Genomic DNA, 24,479 nt, shown 5'->3' with positions numbered 1-24,479 from the left:
AAAGCCGGTCTGCAGTCATTGCGACCGGCTTTTTTGTGCCCTATTATCCTACCAAGTAGTATAAAAGAGCATTGGAGTAATCTTTATGGCCATGGTCAAAAAGAGCATTACCGTCACCGATCAGCAGGACGCCTGGCTCAAAGCCCAGATCAGTGCCGGACATTACGGTAATGAAAGCGAAGTGCTGCGCGAGCTGATTCGTGAGCGCCAGCTAAGAGAACAGGAAGCCCAACGGGAAGTTGAGTGGATTCGGGCGCGTCTTATTGAAGGTGAACGCAGCGGGTTCACAGATCAGACACCGGCAGAAATACTGCAGGAAATTAAAAGCGGATTAGGACGGGATGACCTATAAAATAAGTAAACAAGCGAAGATGGATCTTGCGCGGATTTACTGGCGTGGCGTTCGGGAGTTTGGCGACGTTCAGGCCGAGAAGTACTACAACGCTTTGATTGATCGCTTCGAGTCTATCGCAGAGAATCCATTAATCTACCCAATGGTTGATCATGTCCGGTCGGGCTATCGGCGCAGCGTATGTGGTGCGGATAGTATCTACTATCAGATGAATAATGACCACGTTGAGGTCATGCGAGTGCTGGGGCGGCAGAATACGACGAGTGAGATACCGTCAGATCACTAAAAACGGCGTGAATAATTAACCGATCAGCGCAGGGCCTTATGAAAACAATCTCTTTTACCGAAGCACGGGATAATCTTAATAGCGTACTCGATCAAGTTGTTAATGAGGCAGAGCCTATCGTCATCAATCGTTCTCGCGAAGCTGATGTTGTGGTGATGTCCCACCATTACTACAACAGCCTGATGGAAACACTAGATTTGCTGCGTTCAGCAAACAACTCCGCGCACTTAGGTCGCTCGATTGCGCAGTATAAAGAACGTTGGGCTAGCCCTAAGAATCAATGACACTATTTATTTGATAGATGCGAAGGCTGGTCATATGATTGCAGTGGTCTCGTGTTGGCGTAGCACGACATTAATGGATAGGCATCTAGGAAGAACTTAGGATGGAACCGCAGAAAGACGTGCCATACGCGCTTCAGACTTCATTAGAGCGTGCCTTAAATGGTTATAAAGCTCGCTTAGCTCAGAATATCAAATTAAAAGAAGATCCTGAACGTTGGCGCCGTTTTGTGCAGCATGAGCGTGGGCGTATTCAAGCGGTTGCACAGGTGCAAGCAAGTCTTGCGCAGTACCGTCAGGAATGCTTGGGGAAAGATGTAGATGAACTCGAGGATGAAAAGCACTGTTCCCAGAAATTGGGAGATCATATGCGTGCGGAAGGCTTTGCGAGGCCAAGTCCCTATTGGCATGCGCATGCTATCATTGCAGGTGGCGACACTCGATCTTGGCAACTACGGGCATTGCTTGCCGAACTCCAGATAGGCATTGATGATGCCCATAATGGTTGTTGGTTGCCATCAAGAACGAAATACACAGGGCAACAGCCATATCCGAAAGCGGTGCCTCATAGCCGTATTCATCGCCATAATTATTACGCATGGTTAAATATCCGATTTGCCGGTGTGTTCAGTGAGCAGGTTATGCGCTCGCGTTTGCTGGCAACACGTAGTGATCTCTTACACGCTAGCTATCCAGAAGAAGTAATGCCCCCCAAAGGACAATGGAACGAACCCTATGACAACCTTCCGCTTGCTGAATAATGTAAAAAGTTACCATGAAGCTTTTATAGATTTCAGAACGATGCGAAAGCAGTTCGACGGTGTCAAAGTTTGGTTCTCGCAAAAGAACGAAACACTTCTTGATCGTTTAAAAGATGATTGGAAGCCAGTATCAGTGACATTTGAATCTGATACCAAAACCAACGAAGTGCCCGATATTTCTATCTGGAACTATTCGTGTTTGGTGCTCAGCGCTAATGCTAAGTCATCACTAGAGAGCTTTCTGGTAGGTACAGGGGAGTTCTTGCCGCTGGAAGATGATTTCTGGCTTTTTAACTGTCTTGATAGTATCGGTGGTGATGCTATTGATGCTGAGAAATCTAAGTTCCAGATAGACTCAGAGGATTCTCTTCATGTTCCTAAATCACTTACTCTGAAATCCGAAAAAATATCAGGGAAGGCGTTGTTTAAACCAGGGTTTGCACATAATAGTTTTTTAATGTGCAGTGCTGAATTCAGAGATATTGCTACCAAAGAGAATCTTGGTGGTGTTGTGTTTGAAGAGAATTTAGCGAAGATTTTTTTGTAAAAAAACAGGCGCTTAATGCGCCTGTTCCCAGTTATCCCCGATACCCACATCCACAATGAGCGGCACGTCTAACGCCGCTGCGCATTGCATTTGAGTTTTCAGTTCTACCGCAAAGGTTTCGGCCTGATCTTCGCGTACTTCAAGAATCAGTTCATCGTGTACCTGCATCAGCAGTTTGGCATCGTAGCCCGAGACGGGCAGCCATTCGTGCACACGAATCATGGCGCGTTTGATGATGTCGGCGGCGGTGCCTTGCATCGGCGCGTTGATCGCCGTCCGCTCCGCGTGCTGGCGGCGCTGGCCGTTGGATGAACGGATGTCGGGCAGGTACAGGCGGCGACCATACAGGGTTTCAACGTAGCCTTGTTCTTTCGCTTGTTCGCGGGTGTTGTCCATGTATTCGCGCACGCCCGGATAACGCTCGAAGTATTTGTTCACATAGTCCTGCGCTTCACCGCGGGCAATGCCTAACTGTTTGGCGAGACCAAAGGCGGACATGCCGTAAATCAGACCGAAGTTAATCGCTTTGGCGCTGCGGCGCTGGTTGTCGGTGACGTCTTCTTCTTTTTCACCGAACACTTCAGCAGCAGTCGCACGGTGAACGTCGCGGTCTTCAGCGAAGGCGCTAACGAGACCTTTATCAGCCGATAAATGCGCCATAATACGCAGTTCAATCTGGCTGTAGTCGGCAGCGACCAGTTTGTAGCCTTCGGGTGCGATAAACGCCTGGCGGATTTTGCGGCCTTCTTCTGAGCGGATCGGAATGTTCTGTAAATTTGGATCAGTCGAGGATAAACGTCCGGTCGCTGCAACGGCCTGATGGTAGGACGTATGCACCCGACCGGTTTTGCTATTCATCATGAGTGGCAGCTTGTCGGTGTAGGTGCTTTTTAATTTGGCCAGCCCACGGTTTTCTAAAATCAGGCGTGGCAGTTCGTATTCTTCGGCCAGTTCCTGCAGCACTTCTTCTGCGGTAGACGGTGCGCCTTTCGGGGTTTTTTTAACGACTGGCAGGCCCTGTTTTTCAAACAGGATTTCGGCCAACTGTTTTGGTGAGCCGAGGTTAAATACCTGACCGGCGCTGTCGTGAGCAGCACGCTCTAATTCCTGCAGGCGCTGTTCGATCTGGGCGCTTTGTTCGTGGAGTTTTTCAGCGTCGATTAAGGCACCGTTTTCTTCCATCTCGAACAATACCGGCATGACGGGCATTTCGATGTCTTTAAAAACTTTCGCCTGTGCTTTGCGCGCTTCAAGTTGCGGCCACAGCATCTGGTGCAGGCGCAGGGTGATGTCAGCGTCTTCGGCGGCGTAGGGGCCGGCTTCTTCAATACCGATCTGGTTAAAGGTCAGCTGCTTAGCGCCTTTGCCTGCTATGTCTTCGAATTTAACGGTTTTGTGGCCAAGGTATTTCAGCGACAGGCTGTCCATGTCGTGTTTGGTGGCGACCGAATCCAGTACGTAGGATTCGAGCATGATATCGAATTCAACGCCTTTTAATTGAATGCCGTAATTCGCTAACACATGGGCATCATATTTCATGTGCTGGCCGACTTTTTTCTGATCTTTATCTTCTAAAATCGGCTTTAACTGCGCGAGTACCGCATCGCGGTTGAGTTGGTCTGGTGCGCCTGCATAATCGTGTGCCAGTGGCACATAAGCGGCTTTGCCGGCTTCTACACAAAACGAGACGCCGACGATTTCAGCGTCTTTATAATTCAGCGATGTGGTCTCGGTATCGAAGGCGAGCAATTCGCTGGATTTTAATTGCTCGATCCAATGATCCAGATCGGTCTGTTCAAAAATAATTTCGTATTCGCCTTTGCCGGAAAAAACTTCAGGCGTTGGAATATTCTTTTCGTCATCATTTTCAGACGCTGTTGCAGCTGAAGATTTGGCAGAGGAACTAGCAGCACTTGCTGCAACTTTCGCTGCGACTTCATCACCCACTTCATCAGAAAGTTCAGCAATCCAGGCTTTGAATTCCATATCCCGGAATAAACCGAGCAGGGTTTCTTGATCGGGTTCGGTACTTTTGATTTCTGTCAGGCCGTGTTCGAGTTCAACATCGCATTTAATGGTCGCGAGTTCTTTCGACAGGAAGGCCTGATCTTTGTGTTCTTCGAGCTTAGGAGCAAGGGTTTTTGCACCCCGGAAGCTTAGTTCTTTGACCTTATCGAGGTTAGCGTAAATATCTTCCAGTGAGCCTAATCCAGCGACCAGACCGACGGCGGTTTTCTCGCCGACTTTCGGTACGCCCGGAATGTTATCGACTTTATCGCCCATGAGCGCAAGGTAGTCGATGATGTGTTCTGGCGGTACGCCGAATTTTTCGTTTACGCCGGCAACGTCCATAAAGACGTCATTCATGGTGTTGATCAGGGAGACGTGTTCGTTCACCAGCTGGGCCATGTCTTTATCGCCGGTGGAGACAATCACATCCTGCTTATGATCTAACGCCTGTGCGGCAAGAGTGCCGATCACGTCGTCGGCTTCGACACCGTCGATAATCAACAGCGGCAGGCCCATGGCGCGGATGATGTTATGAATCGGTTCGATCTGCTCGCGCAGTTCATCGGGCATCGGTGGGCGGTGTGCTTTGTATTCCGGATAGATGTCGTTACGAAAGGTTTTGCCTTTGGCATCGAAAATGACGATAACCTGAGACTCGGGGTAATCCTTGGCCAGGCGTTTGACCATGCTGATCACGCCTTTGATGGCGTTGGTGTGCAGACCTTTGGAGTTGGTCAGCATCGGAATCGCATGAAACGCACGGAACAGGTACGACGACCCATCAACGAGAATCACAGGTTTTGTTGTCTCAGACATCTTGTTCGGCCCTGAAGTCAAAGTAGCTTTCTAAAAAGTAGCTTTCTAAAAAGGAAAACTGACGCTGGCCGCGCCCCTCAGGTACACTGGCCGTAACGACGTAAAACTGGACGGGAAGTCTACCATGAAGATGCCGAAAACTCTGATCCTTGGCCTGATCTCGGGCCTTTTCTGCGCGAGCGCAATGGCCGCTGACCCTGTTGGCGAAACCGTGACCATCCGCAATGATGGTGACAATACGTATTATGAGTTCCGGGTAAACGGCGAGATCGTTGAGATCAAGGTACAGCCGAAAGTCGGCCCGGCGTATTACCTCACGCCAACTCAAAGCGAAGCTGAAGAATTTGAGCGCACTGATGCACCGAATATGCGGGTGCCTAAGTGGGTACTGTTTCGCTGGTGATGGCACCAATCGCTGAATTGCTAAGCTGATCTATTATGGCGGTATATACCTCTCTCTCAGCGGCAGAACTCTCTGATCTGTTATCGCAATACGATGTCGGCGAACTGGTGGCGTTTTCGCCCATCAGTGCCGGTATTGAAAACTCAAACTACGCAGTGACAACGTCTGCCGGTGAGTATGTACTTACTCTGTTTGAGCATCATGCGCCAGATGAAGTACGTAATTTCGTGCGTCTTTCCCGGCACCTCGGATCTAAAAATCTGTGTGTTCCCAGTCCGGTGGATGATGCCGAGGGTGTTTGGCTGCACGGTCTGAAGAACAAACCGGCGATTTTGTGCCAACGCTTTGCTGGGTCTCATCCTAAGCAGCTCTCAGCCGCTCAGTGCGAAGCCATTGGTCGCGAACTGGCGGAGTTTCATCTGGCATCCCGTGATTTGCCCGATGCACGTCAGGACGAACGGGGTTATGACTGGTGGCAGAGTATTGCGCCGGATTTGTCAGCGGATCTTAATGACGATGACAAAGCGTTATTAGCCGACGAGCTGGCCTTTCAGCAATCTCAACGGCCTCAGTGGTGTCAGCTCCCTCATGGTTGGATTCATGCGGATTTGTTTCATGACAATGCCTTGTTCAATGGCGATGAATTGACCGCAATTCTTGATCTCTATAACGCCTGCGAGGGTGCCTGGTTGTATGATCTGGCGATCGTGGCTAACGACTGGTGTGCTGAACCGGATGGCTCTGTGGATCAAGCGCGTTTCAATGCGCTGGTCGGCGGTTATTCTTCGGTCAGACCGCTCAGTGCAGAAGAGCGGCTGCACTGGAATCTTGTATTACGCGGTGCTGCGTTGCGTTTCTGGTTGAGCCGCTTGCTTGCCGCCCGTATGGCAAAAAGTCGCAGTGAAGAGCTCCCTGCGCATAAACAACCTACGGAATATCGGGATCGCCTGCGTTGGCATCGCGCTCATTCCTTACCTGAAGGCTGAACGTCTTATGCGCTATTTTTCGTGTGACTGCACTGCTGGTGACGGCAAGCCTGTTGCGCTGTTTTTTGAGAACACTCAGTGTCTGAGCTGCCAGCGTCAGGTTGGTTGGTGCTTTGAAGAGCGCGATATGCTGGTGTTCGATCAAAATAAGGACGGCGGTTTTCATTACAAGGGCCGTGATTACGTTCCTTGTGCGAACCGCGCGAATGGCGTTTGCAATGCCATGATTCCTGCTGACAGCATCGGGGCAAAGCCCGCGCTGTGTTTCGCCTGCCACTTCAATGACAACATTCCTGATTTGTCCGTTGATGGCCACTCTGAACTCTGGGGTAATCTGGAGGTCGCCAAGCGGCGCTTGCTGTTTACGCTGGATGAACTCAGGCTCCCTATACCGGATAAGCGGCAGTCCTCTGAGGGGCTCAGCTTTCATTTTATGGCGGATAGTGATGCTCGTGATCATTTTCGTACGCCCCTGACCCACGTCGCAGCGGTATTTACCGGGCACGCTCAGGGTGACATTACGATTAACCTTGCTGAAGCGGACGACGTGGCACGCCATCGTATGCGTGTTGATATGGGGGAACAGTACCGCACGCTGCTTGGACATTTTCGCCACGAAATCGGGCATTTTTACTGGGACTTATTGGTGAAGCCCGATGACGCGCGGCTGGCCAGATTTCGTGAAGTATTTGGTGATCCTGATCTCTCGTACCAGGAGGCTCTGGATAAGCACTACGCCCGTGATCCGGAAGACCAGAGCTGGCGACGCAATTTCATCAGTGCCTACGCATCAATGCATCCCTGGGAAGACTGGGCAGAGACCTTTGCTCATTACCTGCACATTCTCGACACGCTGGAAACAGCGCGGGATTGGGATCTGATCAACTTTGGTAAATACGCTGGGCTGACACTGCCGCAGGATGAAGGCGTCTGTGATCCTCAGCGGCTGATCGACTGCTGGGGAGAGTTCAGCGTCAAGTTGAATGCGCTGAACCGCAGTATGGGATTGGCGGATGCTTATCCGTTCGTGATTAATTCTGTCGTGGTCGGTAAGTTGAAATGTGTGCACGCCATACTGGATGAGACGCGCCTGTCCGGCTAATTGGCTAAGTCCGGCCGCACAAAACAACTTGCCAAAAAGGATACTTTGCGCCGGTAACTGCAAATCTTCTCTGGTGTCCTTGCCCGCTATTCAGGCCAGTTATAAAATCGCGCCGCTTCTAAAAAAAGACAAACAGGGAATGATATGAACGTCTTCATCACCGGGGGAACTGGGGGTATCGGTGCTGCTCTGGCCAGATACTATCTGAAATACGGCCATCGGGTCGGAGTATGTGGCGGCAGTCACGATGACTTTATCCGCGCCTTTCCTGATCAGCCCGAACTTATTGAATTCTACTCACTTGATGTGACCTCGCGAGAATCCTGCATTCAGGTTATTGGAGGTTTTGCTCAGGGCTCGCTCGATATTCTTATTGCTGCGGCAGGCGTGAATGATGGATCGCCAGTTCAGGGGCGTCCGCTGGATTTTGATCGCTCTAATCTTATTCTGGATGTGAATCTGCGCGGTGCACTCAATTCTGTTGAAGGTGCGCTGCCGATGATGCAGGAACAAGGGTTTGGCTCAATCGCAATTCTTTCCAGTGCCGCAGGCCTGAACGGTTTTGGACAGACGCCAGCCTATTGTGCCTCTAAGGCGGCGGTGAACATGCTGTGTGAAAGCCTGTCACTCCGTTACGCCGATCAGAACATCTCTGTTTCGGCGATTATGCCGGGTTACATCGATACGCCGTTGGCGCGGGCAACGCATCCCGATCTCGAAAAAATGCCATTTCTAATGGACTCTGAACGGGCGGCCAGAAAAATTGCCCGGGCAATTAAGCGCAGGAAAATGCGTTATGTTTTCCCTTGGCAGATTCGTATGGTTTCCCGTGCGTTGCAGGTAATGCCGCGACCTTTTTTCCGCAGTCAGTTTAAGTGGAGTGAAAAATAATGGCGATTGTCATCACAGGTGCTTCTACGGGTATTGGCTTTTCTCTGGCTGAGCAATTGGCGGGTCAGGGATATACCGTCTTCGCAGGTGCCCGAAAGCAGGAAGACCTGAATCGTCTGGGGAATGCGCATGCCAACATACGACCTGTTGCACTGGATGTCTGTAATCCCGAACAGGTTAGTGCGTTAGTAGAGCTGCTGCGGAATGAAAATATTAACGTTGATGCCCTGATTAATAACGCCGGTGTCGCAGTGATTGGCCCTCTGGAAATACAGAGTGATGACGATCTCCAGTGGCAAATGGAAACCAACCTGATCGGCACAGCACGTATGATCCGCAGCCTGTTGCCATTCCTACGTGAGACCAAAGGGCGGATTATTAATGTCAGTTCGACATCCGGTTTAGTTGCTTGGCCTTTTGCCGGTGCGTACGTAGCGTCTAAGTATGCAATTGAGGGTTTGAGCGATGTGCTCAGAGTTGAGCTGCGCCGTTTTGGTGTTGAAACGGTTCTGATTAATCCGGGAGCAGTGGCTACCCCGTTGTGGGAAAAGACATTTTCGGCGGTGCATGAAAAATTAGCGCGCCAACCTGATGAAATCCGTAAGTTTTATGAAGCCGACTCAAAACGCTCGGAAGAAGCCGTGCGCAAGAGCGTCGATAAGGCCGTGAAACCTGAAATGGTTGTTGATACGGTGCTTGAAGCCTTGGCAGCAAAAAAACCTAAGCCACGCTATTTGGTCGGCCCCAGCGCTAAAATTCAATGGTGGATGCGGGTACTTCTCAGTACGCAGTGGTTCGACAAGCTAAAATATAAAATTGTTTACGGTAACAACTGACAATCAATAGCGAAGAGAAAAGGTACTTCGGTGAGAAGTGCCTCTCCCTCAAAGCGCTGGCTGAGACCAGGTCAGATTCGTTGGCGGACGCTGGTGCCCAGGTAGCTCCCTTCCAGAATAATTTCAAAGCGCCGGTCGGTCGGGTGACCTCGCCTTCCTCTTCTTTCTCGGCATATTCCTGGCAGTCCTGAAATATCTTCAGGAATGTCCTGCTCCAAGCTATCAAAGTAGCTGTTCAGTACCTGATAAGCCTCTGATATCTGACTGAAAACTTCACCGGCACCGGGATTACGGTCGGGATGATAGGCGAGCGCCAGGCGTTGGTAGGCTTCACGAGCAGCAGTACGTGAGCTGCCGTCTGGCAGGCCCAGCAATTGATAGCATCGCTTGGTACTCATGTTCATTGGCTGACTTCACTGAAGCAACGAGCGTTCAATTATCAGAGGCTAATGTTTCACTGTATATGGCGTAATCCAACCAACTTAGGCCGCGCTAGGCATGAATGACTGTTAAGTCATGCTTGTGATGTAACAAAGTGTTACAAAGAGGGGCTTATTCGGACGCATGAGCCAGGCGCCATGAGCGATCAAGCAGTTGAACCTGAGCGCGGGCGTCTGGCATCACTTCACGGAAATTTTCAGGTATGAAAGATTCAAACGAAGCCTGCATATTCTCGGGTAATTGGAGCTGCAGGGCCGCGTAGTCGAGAGCGGGGTGGGCAATGGCAGCGTATTCCCAATCCAGTAGCCAGAGTTTGCCTGCTATGTCGCGCAGCCAGTTTGCGGGCAATGGGTCAAGATGGCATAAACAGGCCTCTTCGGCAGGCAAGGGAGCCAGCTTCGCAAGCTCACTTTTAAGTCGGATGACAGCCTCTGAATTGCCATCGCATTGGGCGAGATACTGGGAGCATGCGGCCTGAACATCGAGAGTGTGGAGGTTGATGGTGGGGTGCTGCGAGTGCACGGAAGCCAGAATCTGCGCAATTGCCCTGAGTTCATCTATCGATGGTGCAGCATTGAGGGACTCACCGGGAATAAAATCACGTACCCAGTAGTTAAGTTCAGCCGATTGGTATCTGAGTTTGGGGGCGAGTCCAGCCTTGGCCATCTGCTGGTGGATCGTTAGCTCTTCCTCGCGGTAGATACCCAGGGATGTCGCTTTGTTGTTCAGGCGCAGGAGTAGTTCGACACCGTCACTGCAAAGAAGGAAGTTCTGGTTCGTTAATCCGCCTGGGATGCGCTGAATTTTTTCAGGGCGTGAGGTCACACCCCACTTATGCCACTCAGCCAGAATCTCCTCAGAAATCACATTTACACTCTTCAAGCAGCCTGCGGAGACGCTTGTTGCGTCTGATAGTCTTTGCGCCAGAGCAGGTAACCGCCCACGGCCAGCACCACATAAAAGGCCATCAGCACCGCCGTCAGGTAAAGCCCGCGGTCGATATAGAGGTAGATCGCAGCCGCATCGATCACGACCCAGTAGAGCCAGTTCTCCAACACTTTGCGGGTGATCATCCAGGTGGTCAGTACTGCGCCCCAGGTGGTGAACGAATCGAGATAAGGCAGGGCGGCAGTGGTATTGTTGGTCAGCAGCCAGCCACTCATGAGACTGATAAGTACGACGCCACCTATAGCCATGCCGTGTTGCTGAAGGCTCCAACGTTGAATGGGTAGGTCAGGTGACTCTGGAGAACCATTTCGCCACGCCAGCCAGCCATACACCGCCATGGCGAGGTAATACACGTTGAGCGCGGATTCCATCACCAGCGATACGTCGAAAAACAGCCAGCTGAAAATCGCTGTGCTACCGAAAGCCGCGTACCAACACCACTGGCTCTGACGCATGGCCAGTACGAGATACGCAATGCCGAGAAGCACTGCGGTGGTCTCCCAGTGACTCATGGTCTGCGCGTATTCAATCGCGCCTGAAAGTATGGTGTCGAGCATAGAGGCTCCTTAATTCCATGTTATGTCGTTACCGCAATAAGTGATCATCGGGACGCAGCAAGTACATCCATGTATGCTCAGCTGTGCGTCTGACCGCCAGGGATGGCGGAAATGCAGAGAGCTGTATGGAACAGCTCCTGCCATGGCACAGATGCCCGCTGATCATCTGATTTCGGTAACTTCCCACCGTCCGAATCATATTCTGCAGCGCAGTATGGGTATTACGTACCGGATTAACCGTGCGGCTTCAGTGCTGGATCAAGATTCACACCGATAAATTTACAGACAAAAATCGCTTTGCCGTAGGTTTCCCAGCTCAGCTTCATTTCATCACGCAGCGTATTCATCACCAGATCATGATCACCGAATACCTGAGTGCTCATGGTATTGGTAACTACGGTCAGACCGTCGATGGTGTTCAGGCGATCAATAAAGCTTTTTATCGCCGGGAGATAGTCGTCAGCCAGAGGGTATTTGCTTATTTCTACAGATATTTCCATGGTGGTCTCCGGATGAAATGTAGACGTCGTTAAAGGTGCGCGGTGCGCACCTTACATGCAAGTAGGGTGGGCATTGCCCACCGCTTTGTCACTGTCAGAAGTAGAACTTGCCTTCGACGCCGTACGTCAGCGGCTCGCCGTATTGGTAATAAGGCTCTTCTGCATAACCTTTACGTGGGTCATTACCAAAACCACCAAATCCTCTCACCTGTGTATCACGATCGGTCAGGTTACGGCCATAGAGCGCCACTTCATAGGCAGGCTGACTGTAAGCGATACGGGCATTCCAGAGCACGTAAGCTTCAGAACGTTCGTCATGGCTGTCGGAAAAATAGAAGGCGTCTTTAGCTTCTCCGCCTACACGGAATGACAGCGCATCCGTCAACGCGTAGGTCAGCGCACTGGAAACGCTGTACTGAGGTGCATGTGCCTGCTGGCGACCGTCTTTTGATATTTCCTGTGTTACATCGTCGACGATGGTCTGGTAGGTGTAATCAACGAATTCGGTGATCAGGTAACCGTAACTCAGCAACCAGCTCAGGCGTGCAGTCAGGTTCCAGTCCGACTCCAGCTCAATGCCGTAGTTGCGCCCTTCGGCTGCGTTTGCCAAATAATCCTGAAACGACTCAGGCTGACCATTGGTATCCAGCACGGCGTATGAGCTTTTCACCTGCTGGTCTTTGCGCTGAATATAAAACGCGGCAATACGGGTTTTCAGATCGTTGTCGAGCAGCGACGATTTCAGGCCCAGTTCCAACGCGTTGTTGAATTCGGTATCAAATTCGCGATTGGCTTCAGAGATATCCGGATCGGTGTTGATGCCGCCTGCTTTATATCCTCGCGCCAGCGAGACGTACGCCAGATGATCAAACGACACGAGGGCTTCGAGAGTTACCTTGCCACCCAGCAGTGTTTCATCTGTGCTGCCTTCAATACCGTCGCTGTCGCGGTAGTCATTGGTCCAGTTTTCAACACGTAAACCAGTGATCAGACGGAGCGATTCCGACAACTGAGTACTCAGTTCGCCATACGCCGCAGTGGAGGTGGTCTCCAGTTCGCTTTCAAACGGTGACTCAAGGTAGGTGTAGTTACGGGTCAGATCTTCATTGCGCTGCATAGCGTAGATGCCAGCAACCCAGTCGGTGGTGTTCCCGAAGATGCGGCCATCGGTGCCAGACATCAGGCGGACATCCGCAGACTGACGATCGTAATCACGCAGGTACTGATCAAACGAGCTGTAACCGTCGAAGTCAGCAAGACATGGCCCTTGCGTGGTATCGCACGGATCAGGCTGGTAAACAGGGTCATCGTCGAGCCAGATGTACTCGCCATAAGCCCAGTCTTCGTCGTAGCTGTATTCAATGTCTGACCAGCTGCCGGTGAATTCTGTCTGGAGAATCAGCGCATCACTCAGTTGGGTGTCTGAGCTCAGAGCGAACGCATGGGTATCCTGTGCGTCAGTGCCCGGTTCATCAGAGTAGGTCTCACGGGTGTTGTCGAGGCTGAAGGCATCGTAGCCGTTGTCGATATCGGCGTAGAGGTAAGTTAACCCAAGATCCGTATCTTCGCTGACTTGAAACGCCAGCTTTCCGCGAGCCACTATTTCATCGATCTGTTCAACGTCATCACGGTTGAGCCAGATGTTGTCTGTGTAACCATCTGACTGGTAACCGTTGATGGCAATACGCCCCTGAACAGAGTCACTGATGCTGCCAGATACCGCACCGCCTAAGCCGTAGCTGTCGTAGTTGCCAGCGCGGGCCGACAGATACCCCTCGGTTTCTTTGGTCGGATCGTTGGAGCGGATGTTGATCATGCCAGCCAGCGCATTCGCACCGAAGCGTGTGCCCTGTGGGCCGCGGAGAACTTCCACCTGCTTCACGTCGAACAGTGTGGCAGCGCCGCCAAGGCCGGTCATATCGATACCGTCGATCACCAGACCCACGGACGGATTCACCGGGTCGATAAACTGGCTTCGCTCGCCGATACCGCGAATCTGAAAGAAGCGTCCACGAGACGCACCCGATGAATAATTCACGTTCGGCGCGAAGCTCAGCACCTGCTCCAGATGTTCGGCGCTGCGGGCGTTGATGTCGTCGCTGCCGACAACGGTCACGGCTTCCGGAATCTGCTGAACATCGGTCTGACGAAAATCGGCTTCGACGGTCACGGGGGTAAGTTCGACGTCGGCGTTGGCCAGCGTCGCCGCTGCGAGAATGGCGAGTGCCAGTGGCGAGCGTAGAGTTTTTGGTGTCATGGGTCTTCCTGTAAACCTTACAAATGCTGGTAAACAAAGACCCGGCTGTCGCGTAGCGGACTGAATAAACAGTGTCTGAAATGTCACGCAGCTGGTGAAGGCTGCCTTCCCATTCCTACGCCGGTACTAACCGGATCAGGTTCCGGGGTTTAAGCTCGAAGCTAATCTCAGGCTGCTTGTGGCAACCTCCCCCTGGGTATGGCGCATGGTAACTAAGCGTCAATACCACTGTCATCACCTTTTTTTACACTCACTATCTATTGATATGCGGGCGTAAAACCCTCATAACCTCTGTCAGACCCTTACTTGATTAGCGGAGAGCATAAAGATGCTTCGTATATTCCTCTTTCTGGCGACCAACCTTGCGGTTATCGCGGTTGCCAGTATCACGTTGAGCCTGCTGGGCGTAGACAGTTACTTTCAGCAGAACGGCACCGACCTGAATCTGCAGTCGCTGCTGATTTTCTGTCTGGTGTTCGGTATGGCGGGCTCTTTCGTATCGCTTTTCATCTCAAAGTGGATGGCGAAACGCGGTATGCGGGTTCAGGTCATTGATCAGCCGCACAATTCTGGCGAGCAGTGGCTGGTCAGTACAGTGAAAGAACTGGCGGATAAAGCCGGAATCGGTATGCCGGAAGTTGGTATTTTCCAGTCGGATGCGCCGAACGCGTTTGCCACGGGTTGGAATAAAAATGATGCGCTGGTGGCGGTCTCTACGGGCCTGCTGCAACGAATGAGCAAAGATGAAGTGAAAGCCGTTCTGGGCCACGAGATTGGCCACGTAGCGAACGGCGATATGGTCACGCTGGCGCTGATTCAGGGCGTGGTGAACGCCTTTGTTATGTTCTTCGCGCGCATCATCGGTAACTTCGTCGATAAGGCGATCTTTAAGAATGAAAATGGACCGGGCATTGGCTTTTTCGTGGCGACCATTGTGTCTGAGATTATCCTCGGCATTCTGGCCTCTACCATCGTTGCCTGGTTCAGCCGTCGTCGTGAGTTCCGTGCCGATCAGGCGGGTGCCGAACTGGTGAGCCCTGCGGCCATGGCGTCCGCGCTGATGCGCTTAAAAGAAACGTATGAGCAACCCAGTGAACTGCAGGGTGAGTTGGTCGCTTTCGGCATCCGAGGAGAGGGTAAGTTTTCAGCCCTGTTTGCGACGCACCCACCACTGGATGTGCGGATCCAGGCGCTGCAACAACGCTACGGCAATAGCCAATAAGGCGTTAGTCGCCGCCCTTTGACAGCAAAAAGCCCGCAGTCGCGGGCTTTTCTTATTGTATTTTCGTCAGTAGCGCATCGCGCCATGCATCAGAAATATCGCGGACCGTTTGTTGGTCAGGACAGATGTGAGGGTGCATCTTTAAGGTCAGTGTCAGCTGGCCGTACCACTCCGTCATTGTTGCGGAAATCGGGTAGTTGGCTGTGCCAGGGGCCACTGCAATCAGACGGAGGTTGTTTTGTTTGGGTGGGTTGTCCTGTCCGGGGAATGGCCAAGAGCCCATGTTGGAGCAATTGCCCATGTAGAACTGTTTGCCACTGGTGAGTCGATAAATGAGTTTTACACCCGCGTAACCCACGTACTTACCGATATTAGCAAGCTTCCAGTTGGCCCAGTGCTGCTTGGCTTTAAAGCGCTGACGCATCTGTGACTGCCAGCTTTCGGGAGTGGATACCGGATCTGTCAGCATGTAGACACCGGACACCTGGTTAAAGCTTTCTGTCTTAATGCCTGTGGCACCGCGCACGTTCATAGGATAAAACCAGTAAAAGGGCTTGTCGCCTTTTACCATACGTTCAGCGATGATATTGCTCAGACTTGAGTAGACCAGGCTGCCCGGAGCCACTTTGTGCTCCTTACACCATTGGTTCAGGCGGGTTGTTTCGTCCTCAGTCAGGCAGGCGACTTCAGGCGTGAACACGTCATTTTTGGAGTATTCGTAGGTTTTCTTCCAGTTTACGACTTTCTCGCCTTCCTCGGTTGGGAACTCTTTTTTCGCTTTAATGATTTCGCGCCAGCCCGGAACCTTGGTTTCATTACAGACAGGAAGCGGGGAGCAGGGGTAGCCCATCGGGCGGAGAATATTTGCGAAGCCTGCCATACCATCAGCATCTGCGTGCTGCCAGGTTTGCCAGTCAATGCTGTTGGTGTCTGGGTCGTACCAACCCCAGTAGATAGTGTCGTTGATGCCATACGGCTTACGCGCGTGGTACCACATGGCAATGTAGTCTTTTTCTGCCATCGGGGGCTTCCTATTATTGTTATTGTCGCCGAGCCACCAACTATAACGGATATCTTCAGTCAGTGGTATGAGACGACAGACGTCACTTCGAGACAAGTTGCGTACCAAGTCGCGACTTGCAGGTTTGACCTGAAATGCCTTATCCAGCTGCGCCATTCGCGCGAGTGATGACGTCAGGGGTAGGTCGACTGGGCTCTTCAGAGACTAGTTTATATATGGCATTCATCCACCCATCTGTTAACGGGCTAGCTCCATTGGCTTCTGATCGAGAGAAGGCCAACCTCAAATCTCTGTCTATACTTGAAAAGTTATGTTCCTGGACGGTGGTATGTACTTCGTCAGATTTCTCATTGCTGCGTTGGCCTATTTTGTTTTCGCCCGACTGGGTTCAGCGCTCGCAATCCCTCCAGATTATGCCGCCGCTGTTTGGCCAGCCGCAGGTGTAGCCCTGGCCTCTTTTCTTCTTTTCAGCAGAACTGTTGCTTTCACCGGTGTTATGGCAGGCGCCGTTTGGGCCAACCTGTACACCACCACGTCGGCACTGAATGAGTTGTCTGCAACTGCCCTTATCTCTGGTATCGCCATGGGGGCTGGTGCAACGCTGCAGGGGCTGTTCGGGGCTTGGCTTTACCGCACTTATCTGCCAGGCCGCAGCCGTTGGGATGAACTGTCTCACCTGGTTCGGTTCTGTTTCGTCGTCGTCGCGCTTGGCTGTGTGGTCAGCACAACGATCGGCAATATTACGCTGTACGTTAATGAGTTTATCGTCACTGAACGGCTGGCGTTTAACTGGATCACCTGGTGGGCCGGCGACGCGATAGGGGCGCTCTTGGTGACGCCTGTAATTATGGTGTTGGCTGCGCCTGAACATATCTACAGTCGTGATCGTAAAATTAAGGTGATGGTGCCAATACTGTTGATTCTTGCTGCCGTGTTCGGACTTTTCTATAAGTCCGTTGGTTTTAACCGGGAGCGGATCGTCAGTGATCTCAAGGCCTCAGCTGATGAGCTGTCACAACTCGTTGATGCTCGGTTAACTATTTCAGAGAACAAACTGATCGCTTACGCGGCATTATTCAGTGCAAGTGATTTCGTGACGCCCGAGGAGTTTGCGCGGTTCTCGGAACGTGTGATGTCTCGTGATGACGCCTTCTTCGGCGTTGGCTGGACGGAGATCGTTGATAATGCGGGGCGTGCGCGTTGGGAAGCTTTTTATCGAGATCGTGGCTTCGAGGGCTTCACATTCACCGAGTTTGCAGAGGGCGGTCGCCTGGTCGAGGCCAGTAATCAGGATCGATATTACCCGGTCTTATATATCTACCCATTTGAGCCAAATCGCAGGGCATTTGGCCTGAACCTTGGAGCTAATGCTGAGCGTAAAGCCGCGCTCGATAAAGCTGCAATAGAGCATGTGCCTGTCGCGACGGCCCCGATTGTTCTGGCACAAGAGACAGGAGAAAAGCAGGCCATTCTTCTCTATATGCCCGTATTTGATCTTGATGACGATGAAGAACTTGTAGGGTACGCAAGCGGCGTTCTGAAAGTGAGCGGGATTCTCGGAGAAAGCATCTTTCAGTCTCGTCAGGCCGGTTTGTACTTTAACCTATATGATGTGACGGACGGCGGGCGTCAGCCCATTTATGAATCCGCTGAGCAGGCGCATTCCAACCTACCAATGCACAGCTACGACGCCTATTTCGGCACACGTAAGTATCACTTACAGATATTTCCTGCAGAGAACTACATATATGGACGTAATGACTGGACCAGTTATGTCATCCTGACCGGCGGGTTTGTGATTGCGACTTTATTTCTGGTGTTTGTTCTGACAACGACGGGGCAGATTGAAACGGTTCGGCGGCAGGTTGAATTGCGAACGGCCGAACTAAGTGACGCTGTATCGCGAGCGAATGCGGCGAGCGACGCCAAATCCGCGTTTCTTGCCAACATGAGTCATGAGTTACGTACACCGCTGAATGCGATCAACGGATTCCTTAAGCTGGTTCTTGATACAGAACTGACGCCCGTACAGGAGAGTTACCTGCAGAAAGCGGATCTCGCTTCGGTCACCCTGCTCGGCCTGATTAATCAGACGCTGAACTACGCAAAGATAGAATCCGGCAATATGGAACTCGAGCAATCCAGTGTGCGTATGCGCCGCATTGTTCGGAAGATGGAGGCCCTGTTTGATCATATCGCTGACGAAAGTGCGTTGGACTTCAGGATTAAACTGGCGAACGATGTACCTGAAATACTTATCGGTGACGAATTGAGAATCGAGCAGATTATCCTCAACCTCCTGAGTAATGCGTTTAAGTTTACGCGTGAAGGTTACATAGATCTGAACATCAGCTATTGCGCAGATGATGAGAAATTGGAGGTTCGCGTGACCGACAGTGGTGTCGGTATTCCCGCTGATAAAATGGATCACATCTTCGCTGCTTTCGGACAAGCGGATGCTTCGATCAGCCGCCGCTACGGAGGCTCCGGCCTCGGTCTGAGTATATCCCGCAGGATCGCCATCATGATGAAAGGCGATATTCTGGTGAACAGTACTGAGAACGAAGGCAGTGAATTTCTGGCGTATATGCATTTACCGATTGGGGATGCAGCTAGTGATGATAGGGCAGGTCATGAAGGCTGGGGACAACTTCAGGGTAAATGCGCTCTGATCGTCGAGGACATCAAAGTAAACCAGATGATTGTTCAGGAGTTCCTCAGTAAACATGGTGTGAGCACACTGATCGCAGAAAACGGGAAAGAAGCGGTAGATAGAATGGCGGCTAAGCCGGCGGTCGACTTTATTTTGATGGATGTGCAGATGCCTGTTATGGATGGGTATACCGCGACCCGGGAGATTCGCAAGTTAATGCCTGAGATCCCCATCATTGGCATGACTGCTAACGCCATGGATGACGATAAGATGGCGTGCCTGGCGGCGGGAATGAACGACCATATCGCCAAGCCCATCGACCCGGAAAAGCTGATCCGCTGCGTACAGGCGGCGGTCAGCAAATGTACCTAAACGAGCCACCCTGAAGCTAAGTTGATCTTGCTTACATTGTTCCGCTGCAGAAACGTATTGTTCTGCTAGACTGTCTCCGTTTTGTAATAATTTTCAGGGGGCGGTATGACGCAGACCGATACCGGAGCACAGGTGCTCAGAAAAATAAAAAACGACCTGATTAAGCGCTACGCAGTCCGTAATAACCGTATTGCACTGACACAGACGTTGTCCACGCTTCTTCCTGTTATCGCTCTGACTTACGCCGGTATTGCTGCCCTTGATGTCTCAATGCTGCTTGCCTCAGGTATCGTGTTACTTCTGACTCTGTTCTTGCTGCGTGCATTTGTCATGTTGCACGACTGCGGTCACAACTGTCTGTATGAATCGCCGCGAGCCAATAAAATCGCAGGTTTTATTTTTGGCGTCGTGTGCGGTGTTCCTCAGTACGTATGGTCAAGACATCATGACTATCATCACTCGACCAATGGTAACTGGGAGAAGTACCGTGGTCCGCTTACGGTTCTGTCGACAGAGGAATATTCTGAGCTGACGCCGAAGCAGAAGCGCAGTTATGCTCGTCAACGCAAGTTGTTCATGGGGCCGCTCGCGGGTTTTCTGTATTTTGTATTCAACCCACGTTTTACCTGGTTCAAGGGTACGCTTGGGTTGGTTGCGCATATCCTGAAGGGCAAAAAAGCTTCTGAGTACAGCACGCGTTACTGGGCGGACTGGAAGGAGTTTCGCCACATGACGGCTAACAATCTGGCTCTGTTATCGATCTGGACACTGGCTTCAATGACCTTTGGCTTTGCCGAGTTTGCCGCGGTGTTTATCGTGGCTTTGTCATTAGCAGGTGCGTCAGGAATTATTCTGTTCACGGTTCAGCATAATTTTGAGAATTCTTATGCGTCACCGACCGAGGGCTGGGACTATTACCAGGCTGCGCTGGCGGGCACCAGCTACCTTAAGCTGCCTCGTATTCTGCATTGGTTTACCGCAGACATCGGTTACCACCACATCCACCACCTGTCAGCACGCATTCCAAATTACCGTTTGCGTGAGTGTCATGAGCAGAATAGTGCATTATTCGAGAGTGTTACCCGTCTGACCCTTAAGGATGTACCACATTCAATGCGCTACATTATCTGGGACGAGAACAACGCGACGCTGATGACGCCCGAGCAATTCGAAGCTCGTAACGCGGCAGCGGCTGTCACTGAGGCAGCGCAAGCCGCCTGATCAATCAGCGCAGGCGCTGAGTAAGAGTGGCTGCCAGTTCTTCTGACAGCTGCTCAGCCAACTTTTCTGACGCCTTATTCAGGGCGTTCTGCTGAATGCCAGAGACCCCCCGTGCCTTATCCGAAAAAGAACTTAAAACCTTACCACTGCTGTCTCTGAGGTTGACCCGCGCGTTGGCGAAAACGTAGTAATTTCCATCCTGCTGCTGACTGTCGAGGTTGGCGCTGACTTCAAAACTCAGGTCAGGGGTGTCGCTCTCGCCAAGGCGAAGCCCCTGGTTTGTCAGAGTCTCAAACAAACCACCGCGCATGATACGCGCGCCGTCATCGAGCAGCACCAGACGAACATCCAGTTCTTTTACGGCAGCGAGAATGTCATCACGATAATCACGCAAAGCCTGCGGGGCCTGTGGTCGGGTTCTGCTGGTGGCGACAAACGCGTATTGCTCTGCCAGTTGGTCATGTTGAGCAAAGAGAGCTAGCGCAGGTAACTGCTGCTGCAAGCGCTCGAGCTTACCGGTGCCAGTCACCTGAGCAGACTTCATCATTTCTAGTTCGGTCTCTACTTCCTGTAGCTGCCCTTTGATACGACTTGCCGCAGCGGTACGATCCAGCTCGGCCAGCGCATAGGCGTAGTTGTCGTCGACGTAGGTATCACGGATGACGACTTCGTCCAGTGTCACAGTCGGTATGGTGCTGCTGATGGTCTGGGAAATATTTTTCTGAAGGCGGGTTTCGCCATCGGTTGTGTACTCATTGATGCGACTGGAATTGGTTGCAGAAATAGTCACTTTCAGGCGACTGACCAGATCCGCACGGGCAAAATCTGTGGCACGTTTTAATGCCTGATCAGGGCTGCCATACACTTCCATAGAGCCGACGCCATACGCCTTTGTTTTATCTGTGGGTTGGTTGGTTACCCAGCTGGGCAGGCTTTCCACTTGCTTAACGTTATCCGGAATAACGTCGGAATCGCCTTTTTCGTAAAGCGAGCTACAGCCGCTCAAAAGGCTGATCGCGAGGGTGAGAGGGAGTAATGAAGTGGTGAGGTGTCTGGTCATCATTAACAGTCCGAGTGGAGTCCTTGAAGCAGCAGTTCGATCGGGTTCTGCAGAGTGTACCCCGATACAAAGAGAGTGTGTGACTTATCTGACCGTGAAACCCAGCGCAATATCCCACATGAGCAAAAAGCTAACATCAGTGACAATCGGTTACGCAGATTAGACATTACTTGACAGTGGTTACTTATTAGGCAATTGTTCGCCCAATTTAATGTCTTGCGACGACAATTGGCTAACCAAAGGGACATCCTGATGAAAAAGTATTTCGTAAGTGCGCTGCTTTTAAGCGCGGCGGGCGGTGCAGTAGCTGATGAGGTGATTAATGAAAATCTTGTCGTTACACAAAGAGCCTGTATCGGTGTGGACTGTCAGGATGGTGAACAGTTTTCATTTGAAACCTTGAAGGTCAAAGGCGACTCTCCTCAGATCTATTTCAAGGATACCAGTAACTCAGGTGCCTTCCCGCGCAATGACTGGCAGATTGGTGTATCAGACGAAGTAGCAGGTAGTGCTGCGAGCTTCTTTATTGAGGATACGACGCACAGTCGTCGTGTACTTGAAATCTCGCCAGAGGGGGATGTCGCCCTTGGTACCATGTCTGTCGTGGTAGAAGATGCCATATCTGTTGGTAGCGAGTCTGCTCAGCGCCGTGTCACTTTTGTAGCGGATGCAGAGTCTGATACTGATGCAGTTAACTTACGTACAGCTCAGGATGTGGTCAGCAATCTGGATGTTGAAGCAGAGGCCGCCGAACTTGATGCGGCCCTTAGTGAGTTGAACGCCCGCCTGAGCGCACTTTCCGCACGTGTATCTGCACTGGAGCCGTGACCGGAAGATAACTATGCATATTTCTAAAAAGATACTTCTGCTGGTTGCGAGCGCAGTACCGTCTGCGCTGGTAATTGCAGATGTCATTAAGCCGGACACATTCATCGTTCAGGGCGGTCTGTGCAGTGGCATGGACTGCTTTCCCGATATTCCCTTTGCTCAGCCATCTCCGGGCCGGCCGGACTTCCTTGTCATCCTGAGAGAGAATAATGTCCGACTCAGTCTGGTTGATGGAACTGCGAGTGCAGAATTGTATAGTTTTGCGAATCCAGGGGCGGGTTATTATGGCAATTTTTCTGGAGGTAATAACTGGAAGCTAGAGGCGAATGAGACCATAAACGGCGGCGATATCGAGTTTGTTGTAGGGCAGGGTGGCTTCACGGAAGGTCTTGTCCTGAGTGATGGCAGTGCACCTGACTATGAATGTACTGCTACCGTAATTTCAGGAGAGTTCTACATCCCAAACGTAACTCCTCTTGATGAGCCTATACCTGCTGGACAGCCAGCGAAGACAACTATGTTTGATCGTGTGTCTTATGACGCAGACGGTACAGAGAGGTGCCTTAACGTTGGAGAGGCCAATCCTATCGCCGTTACGAAAAAATCTTTGGTCTTCGGGGTCAAGGCGGAGCGTGACTTTTCGGATAACGAAGATCCGGATATTCGTGAAGTTCCCAGCGTTATTATCCTCGGTAATGACAGCGCCCGGGTTGCCGAAGCCGTATCGGTAGGTAACTCCGAGTCGCAACGTCGGATCGCCAACCTTGCCGAGGGCATTAACGAGCTCGACCTGGTGACACGTGGTCAGCTTCGTAAGTTACCTTTCGAAGCTCAGGTTAAAGCTATCAAGATGGTGAATGACCAGCTGGATACGCTGGAAGCTCAAGTGTCTGTACTTGAATCTCGTTATTCTGTGCCTGTGTTCACCTCGGGCGCGGCATTTACCCTCCTTGAGGGTGAAAACTCTGACAATACTCTCACAGCTACCGACAGCAACGGTGACGATCTGACCTTCGGCTTTAAAGCCGGTCAGGATCTGCCCGTATGGCTGAACCTGTCAGCAGCCGGTGCACTGTCTGGCACGCCAGTGAACGAAACCGGACGCGTGTTCGACGCAGTGATCGAAGTCACTGATGGCTATAACGTCGTTGAGCAGACGCTGACCATTACGGTGCTGGACGCCGAAGTCACAGCAATCTCTATGGCGGCAGGTCTGCCGAATGGCATCACGTATGTCGAGCTGAATGCAGTTGATGGTGTCAGCGGCGCGATCGAAGCCAACAATGCGAAATATCAGGCGGCGATTCAGGCACGCACAGGCGAAGAGCTGGATACCCCTGAAGAAATCGCGGCTCTGGTGGCCAGTGTGAACAGCGTGCCTGTGTTTATCTCTGCAGATACCTTAAGTGTTCTCGAAAACGAAGCATTTAACTTCCCGCTGGCGGCGACAGATGTAGCCAATGACGCCCTGATCTTCGGCATCAAAGCCGGTCAGGAACTGCCTGTGTGGCTGACCATCTCGGGCAGCGCTTTGACCGGAACGCCTGTGAACGAAAGCGGCCGGGTATTCAATGTCATTGTGCAGGTCAGCGATACCTTTACTGTGGTTGAACAGACGATTGAAGTGACCGTGATTGATGCTGAGGTCAACGCCATTTCATCCGCAGCAGGAAGCGTGAACATCATCACCAGCGTTGAACTGAACGCTGTCAACGGCGTGACGGATGCCGTGCCTGAGAACAACAGCGCCTATCAGGCGGCCATCGAGAGTCTGAGCCCTGAAGATCTGGACTCTCCGGCTGAGATTGCGGCCATGGTCGCGAACGTGAATTCGGTGCCTGTGTTCACCTCGGGCGCGGCGTTCACCTTCCTCGAAGGGGAAAACTCCAGCATCACCATCACAGCGACCGACAGCAACAACGACTCCCTGACCTTCGGCTTTAAAGCGGATCAGGACCTGCCTGTATGGTTGATTCTGTCGACCGCAGGCAGGCTGTCAGGCACGCCGGAAAACGAAACCGGACGCGTGTTCGATGCGATTATCGAAGTCACCGATGGCTTTAACGTGGTGGAGCAGACGCTGACAATCACAGTACTGGATGCGGAAGTCACAGCAATCTCTATGGCG

Annotated in this window: 23 protein-coding genes and 1 riboswitch; of the genes, 15 read left to right on the top strand and 8 right to left on the bottom strand. The window is 51.7% G+C overall.

Features of this window, described 5'->3' with window-relative positions:
• The first annotated feature begins 85 nt into the window (after positions 1-85).
• The 5 genes from B2R29_RS16295 (at position 86) to B2R29_RS16275 (ending at position 2,227) form a co-directional block, all read left to right on the top strand.
• The gene (locus B2R29_RS16295; RefSeq protein ID WP_301182028.1) at positions 86-352 is read left to right on the top strand and encodes a type II toxin-antitoxin system ParD family antitoxin; all 267 of its coding nucleotides are present in this window, start codon (positions 86-88) and stop codon (positions 350-352) included.
• The gene (locus tag B2R29_RS16290) at positions 342-638 is read left to right on the top strand and encodes a type II toxin-antitoxin system RelE/ParE family toxin (protein WP_301182027.1); all 297 of its coding nucleotides are present in this window, start codon (positions 342-344) and stop codon (positions 636-638) included. Before B2R29_RS16295 ends, B2R29_RS16290 begins: the two co-directional genes overlap by 11 nt.
• A gap of 38 nt (positions 639-676) precedes the next feature.
• Entirely contained in the window at positions 677-922 is a 246-nt protein-coding gene (locus B2R29_RS16285; RefSeq protein WP_301182026.1) for a type II toxin-antitoxin system Phd/YefM family antitoxin, read from the top strand.
• 101 nt (positions 923-1,023) lie between these two features.
• Positions 1,024-1,680 (top strand): AHH domain-containing protein, encoded by a 657-nt coding sequence (locus B2R29_RS16280; protein ID WP_301182025.1) that lies wholly within the window; start codon positions 1,024-1,026, stop codon positions 1,678-1,680.
• Complete coding sequence (locus tag B2R29_RS16275; RefSeq protein ID WP_301182024.1) at positions 1,655-2,227, top strand: imm11 family protein; 573 nt, start codon at positions 1,655-1,657, stop codon at positions 2,225-2,227. The genes B2R29_RS16280 and B2R29_RS16275 overlap by 26 nt, the downstream gene beginning before the upstream one ends.
• 12 nt (positions 2,228-2,239) lie before the next feature.
• Here B2R29_RS16275 and polA read toward each other — a convergent pair whose 3' ends face one another.
• On the bottom strand, positions 2,240-5,053 hold the full coding sequence (gene polA / locus B2R29_RS16270) for a DNA polymerase I (protein ID WP_301182023.1): 2,814 nt from the start codon (positions 5,051-5,053) through the stop codon (positions 2,240-2,242).
• Between the two features lie 124 nt (positions 5,054-5,177).
• Here polA and B2R29_RS16265 point away from each other — a divergent pair, with 124 nt between their 5' ends.
• From B2R29_RS16265 to B2R29_RS16245, 5 genes are all read left to right on the top strand, one after another.
• On the top strand, positions 5,178-5,456 hold the full coding sequence (locus B2R29_RS16265; RefSeq protein WP_301182022.1) for a DUF2782 domain-containing protein: 279 nt from the start codon (positions 5,178-5,180) through the stop codon (positions 5,454-5,456).
• A gap of 35 nt (positions 5,457-5,491) precedes the next feature.
• A complete protein-coding gene (locus tag B2R29_RS16260) occupies positions 5,492-6,442 on the top strand; it encodes a homoserine kinase (RefSeq protein ID WP_301182021.1) in 951 nt (316 codons plus the stop codon).
• A 7-nt stretch (positions 6,443-6,449) separates the two neighbouring features.
• Positions 6,450-7,544 carry a zinc-binding metallopeptidase family protein gene (locus tag B2R29_RS16255; RefSeq protein ID WP_301182020.1) on the top strand — a complete coding sequence of 365 codons (1,095 nt, stop codon included), beginning with the start codon at positions 6,450-6,452 and terminating at the stop codon, positions 7,542-7,544.
• A gap of 144 nt (positions 7,545-7,688) precedes the next feature.
• Positions 7,689-8,435, top strand: coding sequence for an SDR family NAD(P)-dependent oxidoreductase (locus tag B2R29_RS16250; protein ID WP_301182019.1), 747 nt, complete (start codon positions 7,689-7,691; stop codon positions 8,433-8,435).
• Entirely contained in the window at positions 8,435-9,271 is an 837-nt protein-coding gene (locus B2R29_RS16245) for an SDR family oxidoreductase (protein WP_301182018.1), read from the top strand. The genes B2R29_RS16250 and B2R29_RS16245 overlap by 1 nt, the downstream gene beginning before the upstream one ends.
• 71 nt (positions 9,272-9,342) lie before the next feature.
• On the opposite strand, the gene B2R29_RS16240 is transcribed toward B2R29_RS16245, so the two are convergent.
• The 5 genes from B2R29_RS16240 to B2R29_RS16220 form a co-directional block, all read right to left on the bottom strand.
• Positions 9,343-9,675, bottom strand: coding sequence for a DnaJ domain-containing protein (locus tag B2R29_RS16240; protein ID WP_301182017.1), 333 nt, complete (start codon positions 9,673-9,675; stop codon positions 9,343-9,345).
• Positions 9,676-9,823: 148 nt separating this feature from the next.
• Positions 9,824-10,579, bottom strand: a complete 756-nt coding sequence (locus B2R29_RS16235; protein ID WP_301182016.1) for a choline/ethanolamine kinase family protein — start codon at positions 10,577-10,579, stop codon at positions 9,824-9,826.
• A gap of 11 nt (positions 10,580-10,590) precedes the next feature.
• Positions 10,591-11,217 (bottom strand): nicotinamide riboside transporter PnuC, encoded by a 627-nt coding sequence (gene pnuC, locus B2R29_RS16230; protein WP_300428513.1) that lies wholly within the window; start codon positions 11,215-11,217, stop codon positions 10,591-10,593.
• A gap of 233 nt (positions 11,218-11,450) precedes the next feature.
• The gene (locus B2R29_RS16225; protein WP_300428515.1) at positions 11,451-11,717 is read right to left on the bottom strand and encodes a hypothetical protein; all 267 of its coding nucleotides are present in this window, start codon (positions 11,715-11,717) and stop codon (positions 11,451-11,453) included.
• Positions 11,718-11,811: 94 nt separating this feature from the next.
• Positions 11,812-13,974 carry a TonB-dependent receptor gene (locus B2R29_RS16220; RefSeq protein ID WP_300428516.1) on the bottom strand — a complete coding sequence of 721 codons (2,163 nt, stop codon included), beginning with the start codon at positions 13,972-13,974 and terminating at the stop codon, positions 11,812-11,814.
• A gap of 95 nt (positions 13,975-14,069) precedes the next feature.
• Positions 14,070-14,177, bottom strand: a riboswitch (TPP riboswitch).
• 125 nt (positions 14,178-14,302) lie between these two features.
• Between B2R29_RS16220 and htpX the strand changes: the two genes are divergently transcribed.
• Positions 14,303-15,196, top strand: coding sequence for a protease HtpX (gene htpX, locus B2R29_RS16215; protein ID WP_300428517.1), 894 nt, complete (start codon positions 14,303-14,305; stop codon positions 15,194-15,196).
• 52 nt (positions 15,197-15,248) lie between these two features.
• Here the strand turns inward: htpX and B2R29_RS16210 are convergent, their stop codons facing one another.
• Positions 15,249-16,217 (bottom strand): hypothetical protein, encoded by a 969-nt coding sequence (locus B2R29_RS16210; RefSeq protein ID WP_301182015.1) that lies wholly within the window; start codon positions 16,215-16,217, stop codon positions 15,249-15,251.
• Positions 16,218-16,527: 310 nt separating this feature from the next.
• Between B2R29_RS16210 and B2R29_RS16205 the strand changes: the two genes are divergently transcribed.
• A complete protein-coding gene (locus tag B2R29_RS16205) occupies positions 16,528-19,242 on the top strand; it encodes a CHASE domain-containing protein (protein WP_301182014.1) in 2,715 nt (904 codons plus the stop codon).
• 105 nt (positions 19,243-19,347) lie between these two features.
• On the top strand, positions 19,348-20,463 hold the full coding sequence (locus B2R29_RS16200) for a fatty acid desaturase (protein ID WP_301182013.1): 1,116 nt from the start codon (positions 19,348-19,350) through the stop codon (positions 20,461-20,463).
• A gap of 4 nt (positions 20,464-20,467) precedes the next feature.
• On the opposite strand, the gene B2R29_RS16195 is transcribed toward B2R29_RS16200, so the two are convergent.
• Positions 20,468-21,526, bottom strand: a complete 1,059-nt coding sequence (locus tag B2R29_RS16195) for an LPP20 family lipoprotein (protein ID WP_301182012.1) — start codon at positions 21,524-21,526, stop codon at positions 20,468-20,470.
• 249 nt (positions 21,527-21,775) lie between these two features.
• Here B2R29_RS16195 and B2R29_RS16190 point away from each other — a divergent pair, with 249 nt between their 5' ends.
• Positions 21,776-22,351 (top strand): hypothetical protein, encoded by a 576-nt coding sequence (locus tag B2R29_RS16190; RefSeq protein ID WP_301182011.1) that lies wholly within the window; start codon positions 21,776-21,778, stop codon positions 22,349-22,351.
• A 13-nt stretch (positions 22,352-22,364) separates the two neighbouring features.
• A partial coding sequence (locus B2R29_RS16185; protein ID WP_301182010.1) for a putative Ig domain-containing protein occupies positions 22,365-24,479 on the top strand: 2,115 nt, incomplete at its 3' end.

Source organism: Thalassolituus sp. UBA3500, assembly GCF_002377545.1.
Taxonomy (GTDB): Bacteria; Pseudomonadota; Gammaproteobacteria; order Pseudomonadales; family Oceanobacteraceae; genus Thalassolituus.
Note: the sequence above shows the minus strand (reverse complement) of the source record. Positions and strands in the feature narration are given on the sequence as shown.